Origin of the sequence: Pseudanabaena sp. 'Roaring Creek' (assembly GCF_001402795.1) — a bacterium.
Lineage (GTDB): Bacteria > Cyanobacteriota > Cyanobacteriia > Pseudanabaenales > Pseudanabaenaceae > Pseudanabaena.
Genome location: NZ_LIRE01000180.1, coordinates 1 through 11,725, shown reverse-complemented (window position 1 = coordinate 11,725; position 11,725 = coordinate 1). Strand labels below are relative to the sequence as shown.

7 protein-coding genes are annotated in these 11,725 nt (G+C 45.2%); 5 read left to right on the top strand and 2 right to left on the bottom strand.

The window, feature by feature from the left end:
* Positions 1 to 176 precede the first annotated feature (176 nt).
* Entirely contained in the window at positions 177 to 746 is a 570-nt protein-coding gene (locus tag AC805_RS05730; RefSeq protein WP_055074523.1) for an antibiotic biosynthesis monooxygenase, read from the bottom strand.
* A 376-nt stretch (positions 747 to 1,122) separates the two neighbouring features.
* On the opposite strand from AC805_RS05730, the gene AC805_RS05725 reads away from it, so the two are divergent.
* The 4 genes from AC805_RS05725 (at position 1,123) to AC805_RS05710 (ending at position 8,377) form a co-directional block, all read left to right on the top strand.
* Positions 1,123 to 1,833: a DUF1995 family protein gene (locus AC805_RS05725; protein ID WP_055074524.1), complete on the top strand. Its 711-nt coding sequence runs from the start codon at positions 1,123 to 1,125 to the stop codon at positions 1,831 to 1,833.
* Positions 1,834 to 2,083: 250 nt separating this feature from the next.
* The gene (locus AC805_RS05720) at positions 2,084 to 4,834 is read left to right on the top strand and encodes a phycobilisome rod-core linker polypeptide (RefSeq protein WP_055074522.1); all 2,751 of its coding nucleotides are present in this window, start codon (positions 2,084 to 2,086) and stop codon (positions 4,832 to 4,834) included.
* Positions 4,835 to 5,119: 285 nt separating this feature from the next.
* A complete protein-coding gene (locus tag AC805_RS05715) occupies positions 5,120 to 6,133 on the top strand; it encodes a type I glyceraldehyde-3-phosphate dehydrogenase (protein WP_009626155.1) in 1,014 nt (337 codons plus the stop codon).
* 297 nt (positions 6,134 to 6,430) lie between these two features.
* Positions 6,431 to 8,377: a CHASE2 domain-containing protein gene (locus tag AC805_RS05710; RefSeq protein ID WP_055074521.1), complete on the top strand. Its 1,947-nt coding sequence runs from the start codon at positions 6,431 to 6,433 to the stop codon at positions 8,375 to 8,377.
* A gap of 217 nt (positions 8,378 to 8,594) precedes the next feature.
* On the opposite strand, the gene AC805_RS05705 is transcribed toward AC805_RS05710, so the two are convergent.
* A complete protein-coding gene (locus AC805_RS05705; RefSeq protein WP_055074520.1) occupies positions 8,595 to 10,439 on the bottom strand; it encodes a hypothetical protein in 1,845 nt (614 codons plus the stop codon).
* A gap of 275 nt (positions 10,440 to 10,714) precedes the next feature.
* Here AC805_RS05705 and trpC point away from each other — a divergent pair, with 275 nt between their 5' ends.
* A complete protein-coding gene (trpC, locus tag AC805_RS05700; protein ID WP_055074519.1) occupies positions 10,715 to 11,578 on the top strand; it encodes an indole-3-glycerol phosphate synthase TrpC in 864 nt (287 codons plus the stop codon).
* The last annotated feature ends 147 nt before the right edge of the window (positions 11,579 to 11,725 follow it).

The window sequence follows — 11,725 nt, the reverse complement described above, 5'->3', positions numbered from 1 at the left end:
CTAATACCAAAGCTCAAAATGGCTACGCCATTTTGAGCTTTGGTATTAGGCACTGGTGTTACTCCCTTCTCAGTGAAAAATTAGACGTTGCGGCGCTTCGCGCCGCAACGCTAATTCTTGGTTTTTAATGTCTAATTTTATAGCGGGAAGGGAGTAGGAAAAAATCAAAGCCCTATCTATTTTGATTTTGGATATAGCCACCGATAGAATAGGCGCGTTAATTGGGGCATGAGAAAATAAGCAAGCAGCCATACAATTAATCCACTGGTAATAATTTGCTTCAGCAACCAAGGCAAAGGTTCTAATAACGGATTTAATATGCGTCCAACAACTAATGATAGAAATAACACCCCCAACCAAGTTATCAAAGCAATTTTATAGCGTTTAGGAGGATATTTTTGGGGTCGCTTTGGCAGCTCAAACCATGTTTCTAAACCAGTCAAAACCTGTACATTTTCGGGTTGTTGAATTAGAGGCTGTACGAGCTCGATCCATTTATGGCGTTCTTCCGACTCTAGCCACCTTTTGAGATTTTGATGGTGATCGAAATGCAAGACGATTACATATTCCGTATTTTCTTTTAGATGGGGGCGGAGAATTTGTACGCCTAGATGACCATCAAAGGACTTGGCAACTGGGACAATTCCCCGCAACCAATCTTCATATTCTTTTTCAAGATTGCATTTGACAGAATGAGCAATAACCGCAGTAACGTGATAACTTTCGGCGGATATAGAATTTGTCATGGATAATTAACTCGATTCGCTTTAAAGGCAAATACTATTATTTACGTACTAAATCTGTAAAGTGCCTACTTTTTAGTAAGTTTTTTTAGTCAGTGACTGTAGTTAACGTGAGTTCAAGATAATTTGAAACGGGCTTTGAGAAAGGGTTTGCTACGCAAACCCTTTCTCAAAGCTCAAAAGTAAAAGCCTTGCCTAGCAAGGCTTTTACTTTTGAGCTTTTAAAATTTGCCAGCTTAACCCGAACTGACGTTATTTATAAAAACTAAACCCAGTGAGGGTTTTCAAAGCAGAAAATGACTAAGCCATTTTGTGCTTTGGTATTAGGATCTATAAAGATCTATCCTCATATATCCTCAATTTTAAAAAATTCGCTTTTATGTCTCAATTAGCTGAGTCAATCCTACTACCAAATAATTTAGAAGATGCCACCGAACAGGCGATCGCAGCTACCCATCAAGCGATCGCCAACGGCGCAACGCGTGTACTTGCCGATCTCCGATTTCCCGAATTAAAAGCGATGCCGATCGCCTATGAGTTTGCGGCAAGTTTTAATCAACAATATGGCGAAGCATGGCAGGCAATCTTTTCTGACGCAGGGGCAGCAGCTCTCGCCAAACGGGAATGGGTAGATCTGAATGTATCTGTACGGGGTGTCAACGAAGGTCGTAGGGCAATTCGGGAAGAGGATCGCGCATTTTTATTAATCGAGCCAACTTCCATCGAAGTCGAGCAGGTGGAAAAGTTAGTTCAACTCGCTGGCGATCGCCCCTTTGTCATGCTCAATCCGCGTCTGGAGAATAGTGAAGTGGGCTTAGGCTTAGCTGCCAGACAAATGCGCGATCGCTTTTTAAGTACCTTCGAGACTGCCTACTACATCAAACCCCTAGAACTGGGTGCCTTGTGGCGTTGCTATCCGCAAACATGGCAAGTCTGGCTCCAGACCGAAGAGGGAATGCAAAAGCTCACAGAAGTAGAACAACGTCCATCTAGTGACGATATCGATCGCCTATTTCGCCAGAAGACTGGTAAGCAATCAGGCTCCTTTCTAGGACGGTTGCAACAGTTTTTTAATGCCCTAGCCAGATGAGCATGTACTGATAAGCAGTTAACCCCAAAGATGAGTGGCGGCGCTTCGCGCCGCCACTCATCTTCCTGATGATGCTATAGCATCATCAGGAAGATCGCTTTACAAAACTTATCGTTAGTTTTTGCTTGAAATACCTGTAAACGCGGCATTTTCTGATGAGATAGAGTTAGATATTTAGTTCGAAAACCCTATACTGGGTAGTTATTATTTCGACTTTTTACATACCCTTTAAAGATCACAAGGCAGACACATGAGCGTAACAGCGTCAAGTGGTGCAGTAAATGCCCGCCCTCGTTTATACCAGACCGCTATAACTTCCACAATTTCCCAGATAGAGCAACAAGATCGCTTTGCGACGCGTAGCGAACTAGACGATCTGTCCACATACTTTCAATCTGGACAAAAGCGCATCGAAATTGCGGCAATTCTGACCAAAAACTCTGACAATATCGTTTCCAAAGCTGCTAGCCGTATTTTTACGGGTGGTTCGGCAATGGCATTTTTAGAAAAGCCCAAGGATGCAGAAGAACTTGAAGTAGACCGCGCTGGTCGCGTGGTTGACATCAAGCGCGGCATGGAGCTTGGCACCACTATTTACACTGAGGCAAGTGAAGGTGGCTTTTTAGGCACGATCAAGAACTTCTTCAGTAATACAGGACTGACGGGGGTCATCGATGCTCCCCCCGCCAATTTCCGCCCCATTAACATTTCTCGTTATGGTGCAGACCGCATGAAGAAGTCCCTCCGCGACTTATCATGGTTTTTGCGCTATGCCACCTATGCAATCGTTGCTGGCGATCCAAATATCCTTGCTCAGAACGTGCGTGGATTGCGGGAAATCATTGAGGCAGCTTGCTCGACCGATGCTACCATCGTTGCTCTACAAACCATGAAGCAAGCGGCTGCCAGCTATTTCCTCAACGATTCTGCAGCGATCGAAATCATCAAGCAGTATATGGATGTGGCGATCGCTGAATTCAAAGCCCCAACCCCATCACCCAAAGTCCGTCAGCGCAATTCTCCCGATCTTCAAGGTCTTGCCCTACCTCAGATCTACTACAACACTGCCGAACGTCGTCAGAAGTTTGTCATGAAGGCTGGGATGACTGGAACCGAGAAAAATGAAGTGGTTAAGGCTGCTTACCGTCAAGTTTTCGAGCGTGATATTGCCCGTGCTTACAGTCAAGGAATCTCTGACCTAGATTCTAAAGTAAAAAATGGCGAGATCTCGGTGCGCGAGTTTGTGCGTCGTTTAGGTTTGTCGCCTCTATATCGCGATCAATTCTTCTTGCCTTTCATTAACTCCCGCGCTGTAGAATTAGCCTTCAAGCATTTCCTCGGTCGCTCTCCTGAAAGCCGTGAAGAAGTTGCAGCTTACTTTGCGATCGTTTCTAAGGGTGGTTTACCTGCCCTCGTCAATGCCCTAGTCAACTCTAGAGAATATAGCGACTACTTTGGCGAAGAAACCGTACCTTACCAACGTGGCTACGGACAAGAAGCCCAAACCGCCCGTAACTGGGGAGCACAGTTTGACCTGTTCAACTACTCTGCACCTTTCCGCAAAGTTCCCCAATTCATTACCTTATTTGCTTCGTATCAACAGCCTTTGCCCGATCAGCATGTTTACGGAGCTGGCAACGATCCTCTCGAAATCCAATTTGGTGCTATTTTCCCCAAAGAAACTCGCAACCCCAATGCCTCCCCTGCACCTTTCGGTAAGGATACTCGTCGCATCTTGATCCGCAATGGCGCTGGTATCACGAACCAACTGGGCAATCCCGCTGCTACAGGTTCGATCGATCCCATGAGCCCCAAGGTGTTCAAGCTCGATCAAACCCTGCGCGATAACGTCAAGATTGGTAAAGGCGCAAGAAAGTCTTCCGTTAAGGGCTTGAGCATTACCAATTCAGAGACTTCTACCCAAGCCGTCATTCGCGCTCTTTATTTGCAAGTTATTGGATTTATCCCCTATTCTGGTCAGCGCCTCACGGTTGCAGAAATCAAGCTGGAAAATGGAGACATCACCGTACGCGAATTCGTACGCATGTTGGCGAAGTCACCCACCTTCCGCGATCGCTACTGGAGCAAGCTTTATGTTTGTAAAGCGATCGAATATATCCACCGTCGCCTTTTAGGTCGTCCTACCTATGGTCGCCCTGAAATGAACGCTTACTTCGACCTCGCATCGAAGAAAGGCTTCTATGCAGTGGTTGATGCCATTCTCGACACCAAGGAATACGAACAAGCCTTTGGCGAAGACACGGTTCCTTACGAACGCTATCTCACTCCCGCAGGTGTATCGCTCCGCCATAACCGCGTCGGTACGTTGAGCGAAGACAAGGGTACAAGAGTTGATATCACAACCACACCTAAGTTTATTGAATTGGGTCAAGTTACCGAAGTCCGCTCTGAAGTATCCATCAACGATCGCATCAACCAAGGTGTAGCCAAGAAACGCGAACAACGCAAGATCTTTAAGCTCACCACCACCGATCCTGTGGAAACAGCAGCATTAGTGCGTGCAGCCTACCGTCAAGTATTTGAGCGCGATATGGATGCTTATGTGGCTAGCGAACAGTTCAGCCAATATGCTTCCAAACTGGTTAACGAAGAGATCAGCGTCAAGGAATTTATCTTGGCACTTGGGACATCCGAGCTTTACATCAAGGAATTCTATACCCCATTCCCTAATACCAAGGTAATTGAATTGGGTACTAAGCATTTCTTAGGACGTGCGCCTTTAGATCAAGCGGAAATCCGTAAGTACAACCAAATTTTGGCAACTAAAGGTGTTAAGGCAATGGTAACCGATATGGTTAATAGCCTCGAATACCTCGAAGCCTTTGGTGAAGATGTTGTTCCCTACAACCGTTACGAAACCTTCCCCGCCGCTAACTACCCCAACACTCAAGAGCTGTATAACCGCTTGACAAAGCAAGATAAGTCCATTGTCGTGCCTAGTTTTGCACCCGTTAAATCGAAAATCCCTACCAGCGTTTAATACCAATTTCCAAAATGGCAACGCCATTTTGGAAATTGGAGTGTACTAGGACATAAAACCCAAGAATTAATTGGCGGCGCTTCGCGCCGCCAATTAATTCTTGGGTTTTGATTTGTCCTAATTCAGGTGACTGTAGCTATATAACAGGACTTGCGACAGCAATAAACATCCTTGCGACTAAGGGCAAAATTTTGATTGAAGTGAGAATAAATTGGTGACGGTTTTTCGGTATCATAAACATCAGATTAAAGTAAAAAGTTAAATTTATATAAAGGGCGATAAGCAGTGACTATCAGGGTAGCGATTAACGGATTTGGACGTATCGGACGTAACTTTCTCAGATGCTGGGCTGGACGCACAGAAACAAATATAGAAATAGTTGGACTTAACGATACATCTGATCCCCGAACCAACGCTCACTTGCTCAAGTACGACTCCATGCTGGGCAAATTTGCTGGTGAAGTTAGTGCCGATGACACAACTATTACCGTCAATGGCAAAACCATTAAGACCGTTTCCGATCGCAATCCCGACAATTTACCTTGGAAAGATTGGGGCATCGATCTAGTTATCGAATCTACAGGTGTCTTCATTGACAAAGTTGGTGCTAGCAGACATATTGGCGCAGGGGCAAAAAAAGTATTAATCACCGCTCCTGGAAAAAATGAAGATGGCACATTTGTCGTTGGCGTAAATGAGAAAGATTACAATCATGATGTCCATAACATCATCAGTAATGCTAGCTGTACGACTAACTGTTTAGCCCCCGTTGCCAAGGTGCTTTTAGAGAACTTTGGGATCGTCAAGGGTGTAATGACCACCACCCATAGCTACACTGGCGACCAACGTTTGTTGGATGCTAGCCATCGCGATTTGCGTCGGGCTAGAGCGGCGGCGCTGAGCATTGTACCTACCTCCACTGGTGCTGCTAAGGCAGTTGCCCTAGTACTACCTCAACTAGCAGGCAAACTCAACGGTATTGCCCTGCGTGTGCCAACTCCTAACGTTTCCGTGGTAGACTTCGTGGTTGAAGTGGAAAAGCACACGATCGCTCAAGAAGTTAACGAAGCATTCCGTTTAGCTGCGGAAGGCTCCATGAAAGGAATTTTAGAATATAACGAATTGCCTCTTGTATCTATCGACTATCGCGGTACAGATGCATCCTCAATTGTTGACTCTTCCCTAACCATGGTTATGGGCGGCAATATGGTTAAGGTTGTGGCATGGTATGACAACGAATGGGGCTATAGCCAACGAGTTGTTGATTTGGCAGAAGTCGTTGCCAAAAACTGGAAATAAAATTTAAAATTCCACAAATCCCAAAAAAAGAGAGGGAGATGCTTTGCATCTCCCTCTCTTTTTTTGGGATTTGTGGAATCAGTGAAATACCGCTATTTCGCTGATGTCCAGACCTATTGCCATGCAGTTAGATGGATTAAAAATCACACAAATTCCAAGCAAATTCTAGTCAAATGCTTATTTGTGAGGAAAAGTGAACTGTTACAGCAATGATATCCAGTTGCTATTGTTGTAACTAGCCCTGCCAAATTTGACGATAGAAAGTAATCTCGCTCTCTTTCCTTATCAACTGTCAAAATGAAATTTCCTGCCACTTTGGTTAATTTTGGAGCTTTTTGCAAGCGCAATCACCAGCAGCTAGTGGCTGGGTTGATTACTTTTTCTTTGTCTTTAGGACTAATTGGGCTGAGGCAAATCGGCAGTTTTAAAGAAGCGGAGCTTTGGGTATACGACAGTTTGATGCGATCGCAACTCCATGAACCAACCGATCGCCGTATTGTTATTGTTGAAATTTCAGAAGCAGATATCCAAAGATTTCGCTGGCCCTTTAGCGATCGTCTATTTGCCAAGTTAATCAACCAAATTTCATCTGCCAAACCCGCCGCGATCGGCATCGATAAATACCTTGATATCCCCGTTCTCGAAGGTCGCGATGAATTAGTTGCCGCCATTAAAAATGCAGGCAATGTGGTTAATGCTCAGTTTGTTGCTTTGGTTGAAGGAAGAAAAGGGGTCGATACTGCTCCAGATCTAGAGAAGATTAGCAAGTATGGATTTGTCAATCTCCTCACAGACAAGGGCGCGATCGTCCGACGAGCTTCGGTAGTGGGTGATTCAGGTTCGTTTGCCTTTGAGATCGCCAATCTATATTTGCAGAATCTCTACCATCGCCAACTGGAATTTAATCCTAATACCATTCAATTTAAAGCGGGAAAACAAATTATTCCCCGACTAACAGCTAATTATGGAGCATACCGCAAGGAAGATGATAGCGGTTATCAAATGCTAATTCGCTATCGAGGTCGACCAAGATCTTTCGAGCATATTCGAGCGGCTGATGTTATCGATAGTCTTGTTGCGCCTGAGAGACTGAGGGAGCGTGTAGTCCTAATTGGGGTGACCGCAGAAAGCCTGAAAGATAGTTATCCAACCCCAGTCACTACGGATGGAGAAGTAATGTATGGGGTAGAGATCCATGCCAATATCATCAGCCAATTAATTGGGGCGACTTTAGACGATCGCCGATTTATCCAAGTTTGGTCAAACGATCTCGAAAGTATCTGGATTGTGGCTTGGGCGATCGTCGGTGGGGCAATGGCAGCCCTCATAACCCATGCTGGTAAGAATATTGGGCTTTTAGCGACTATCTCTGGTGGGCTATTTGGGTTTAGTTACTTCGCCTTCAGTCAAGCTCTGTGGCTACCTTTATTTCCGTCACTATTGGGCTTGATTTCGGCAAATATACTGGTCATGGCTTATCAGTTAGCGATCCAACAATCTGAACGCAAAGTATTAATGGGTTTATTTTCGCGCCATGTCTCTAAAGAATTAGTCGATATTATTTGGGCGAACCGCGAACAATTTATGCAGGAAGGCAGGATCACAGGACAAGAGGTGTATGTGACCGTCCTATTTACGGATATGCGTAACTTTAGTACGGCTGCCGAGGCGCAAGCTCCTGGAGAAACCTTGAATTGGCTCAATAATTATTTAGGCGCGATCGCCAATGAGGTTTTGGCTCATGGCGGCATGGTCGATAAATATATTGGGGATGCAGTAATGGCGGTGTTTGGCGTACCGATCCCCCACGGCAATGAGACGGAACGCACGCGCGATGCCCAATGTGCGGTCGATGCAGCTTTAGCGATCGCCCACAAACTAGCTGCCATGAATGATGTTTGGACTGCCCAAGGATTACCGCCTGTTAGTACGGGGATTGGCATTAATTCTGGCATTGTCATCGCTGGCAGTTTGGGCAGCTCCGAGCGCTTGGAATATTCAGTTTTAGGAGATACGGTGAATATTGCGGCAAGATTGGAGAGTTTTAATAAAGAGGTGGATGGGGGACCCCATCATATTTTGATCAGTGAAGAGACCTATAAGCGCTTGGATAACAATTTTCAAACTGAGTTTGTAGGCAAATATGCCCTTAAGGGGAAAACACAGGAAACAGGAATTTATCGTGTATTAGATATCCAAAAAAGAACTAATCAACGCAGTCCTACAAATTTTGCCAATAAATAAAAGGCGGCGCAATGCGCCGCCTTTTATAGCTCCAAAGCTCAAAATGGCAACGCCATGTTTGAGCTTTGGTATAACGTGAATTCGGGATAATTTGAAACGGGCGTTAAGAAAGGGTTTGCGTGGCAAACCCTTTCTTAACGCCCAAAAGTAAAAGCCTTGCGTAGCAAGGCTTTTACTTTTGGGCTTTTAAAATTTGCTAGCTTAACCCGAACTAAAGTTATTTAGTTAATACCTTGACAGGTGTTGAGGTTGCAGATAAATCAGTGACAGTTAAAGAACTATCATTGGCATCTGATTTGGTATCTGATTTGGCATCCGACGCTGACTTTGATATTGCTTTGGCATTTGTGCCGAGGTCAGAAGGCTTATCAAGATGCTTAGAGGATGGCTTTTCACTGGCTGAAGATACTTCAGGTTTAGTTGCTTCAGGTTTAGTTGCTTCAGGTTTAGTAGGGAAAAACTTATTCGCATCAAAATTGAAGTTTTTGAAGTAGTTAGAAGAGGCTTTTGGAGCGATCGCCTTCGAGTCTTTTTCTTTCGAGTCTTTTTCTGAAGTTGCAGTCTCGGAAGTTAGAGTCTCTGAAGTTACCACATCGGATGGCTCATCCGATACCTTGGGCAAGGGCGCGGGAGTAACCGCCTTAGCAGGCTCGGTTATAGGCGCATACTTGCTACGAAAGATGGTGGGTGCAGTTTTTGCAGGTGTAACGGGTGCAGTTTTTACCGAAATCGGTGCGGGGGGCTTCACAGTTTCGACATCAGGGGCATTCTTAGGAGCCACTTTGATCGCTGGTGCTGTATTTGCAGGAGCAGTTATTGGCGCTGCTGGGGCAGATTTTACTTTAATCGGCGCAGGCTCGATCGCAGGCAAGGATTTTGTAAGTGGGGCTACGGGAACCACAGGCACTACGGGAATTATGCTCGTAGCTTTAGCGTCTTTATCGTTATTAGGAGAATCCGCAGGCTTGACTTCTTGCTTCAGGGGCTCAACGGCAGTGGATGGAGAGCTAGCATTTTCCTCTTTGGAGGTTGTCGGATCAGTTACAGGAACAGGACTAGCCGACTCGACAGGCGTTGGGGTAGGAGCAACATAGTCGGGATTGACAATCAAGTCAATATTGGCAATCTTTTCACCGCGAACAAGACGGGCTAGGGTATCCGTGCCATTGGGTTGATAGTTAATTACATGGGCGGTGCTGTTAAAGACATTGGCGATCGCATCCCCATCTGGCTCGATCAATTCCAATTTCACCCAGTTTTGTCCAGCATTAAATCCCTTGAGATAGATCGGTTCCCAGCGATCGAAGGTGAAGCTTTGTCCGTCAACTGTCGCTCGAACTTGCCAGTCATCGATCGCGAGATCGTCTTTACTTAGCTCAGGTAAAGGTACATTCTGCACATAAAAGTCGAGCATGATCGGCTCTGCCCCATAGGTTCCCACGGGACGGCTATAGGTTAGCAAAGGTACTTTTGCTTCAGGAGCATTTTCGCCAGTCTTGGTCAGAACGTGAAAAGTGGTCTGAGCGTAAGCACCCTCATTCTTGAAACTCTCATGCCAAGGTCGCGAAGCAAAGGCACGGATCGTATGGGTTCCCGCACTCAGATGCTCGAAAGTTACGGTTTGATTGAGGTCGTAGAGCGCTTTGTACTCTTGATTATCCAGAGTCACATGGACATGGGGACCAAGTCCAAACTCAGCATTTTTAAAAATTGGTAAGTTTTTTACGTCAAATTTGACCGATACGTCAGTGTTAGGGAGCACCTCATCAGGTTTTGGGCTAACAATACTGACCTGTGGCGTATATTTTTCGAGAAATCGGCTTAAGCGCTGGATTTCGGTAGGTGGGGAAACCTCAACAAGACTGGCGCTAGGGGAAATTTGCCGATCGGAATTTTTACTCTCTGGCTTACTATCCCCACCGCAGGCTGTGAGGTAAAAGCACAGGGCGATCGCCAACAACAAACTGGATAACTTTTTCCAAGGGATACTTTGCCAATATGCTTTAACTCGCGAAGTTTTTTGCTTGCCTTCGGGTTGGTTAGAGTTTGCGATCGCGCTCATAAAAACTATGCTCAACTCACATTACACAGGCAAATATACCGAAAAATGAGCGCTTTGCTTGTAAAGAAAACCCATAATTGATAAAACAATTTACGAAAATTACGAAAAAGTAACGGTATTGCTAAATAGGTAAGGATGGGCGGCGCTTCGCCTCGCCCATCCTTACCATGTGATTAGCATCCAAATTAAGACTGCCAAAGTAACTCTAGGTGGCTTTTTAGTAAATTGCTCTATGCTAAAAGTTATCACTTTCACGCTCAAAATTTTTCCCATCAATGCAAGTACGCCGCCAATCTGAAACTGCTCGTCCTAAAGGCTATGCGATCGCCGATCCCACTGACACACCTCAAAATATTTTAGAAAAAATTGTCTGGCACAAGGAACGAGAGGTCGAGCAAATGTATGCCAAGGAGCCTCTAGAATCCCTTAAAAATAGGGTGGGGCGATCGACGCGAGATTTCTATGGCAGCTTGCAAAATTCACAAACTCAACCCGCCTTAATCGCCGAAGTCAAAAAGGCATCTCCCAGTAAAGGCATATTTCGGAAAGACTTCGATCCCGTCGCGATCGCTCAAGCCTACGCCCAAGGTGGCGCAAGTTGCCTCTCAATTTTGACCGATCGCGAGTTTTTTCAAGGGGGCTTTGAATATTTACAACTGGTACGTCAAGCCGTTGATTTACCGCTATTGTGCAAGGAATTTATTATCGATCCCTATCAAATCTATCTGGGGCGATCGTGCGGGGCAGACGCAGTTTTATTAATCGCCGCTATCCTCACCGATGAGGAATTAACCACATTGCAAGCGTTAATCCATCAATTAGGCATGACGGCTCTCGTCGAAGTGCATACACAATCGGAACTCGATCGGATTTTACAGATTCCTGATATACGTTTAATTGGCATTAACAATCGCAACTTAGAAAATTTTGTCGTAGAACTCGAACAAACCAAAATCTTAATGGATGGGCTAACTCCAGAAACGAGAAATCAATATCTCTGGGTCAGCGAATCTGGCATTTATACCCGTCAAGACTTAGATTTTGTGCAAACCTGCGGTGCAAGTGCCGTACTTGTCGGCGAGTCTTTAATTAAACAAGAGAATATTGCAGAAGCAGTTACTAAGTTACTAAGCAACTAAGCAAAACTAGAAGAGCGTAGCGCCTGCGTAGCGGGCGCTACGCTCTTCTAGTTTTATAGCAAGGAATACCAAAACCCGTAAAGTTTCGCCCCTACGGGGCGAAACTTTACGGGTTTTGGTTTGTAATTAATTATGCCTAGCTACTTA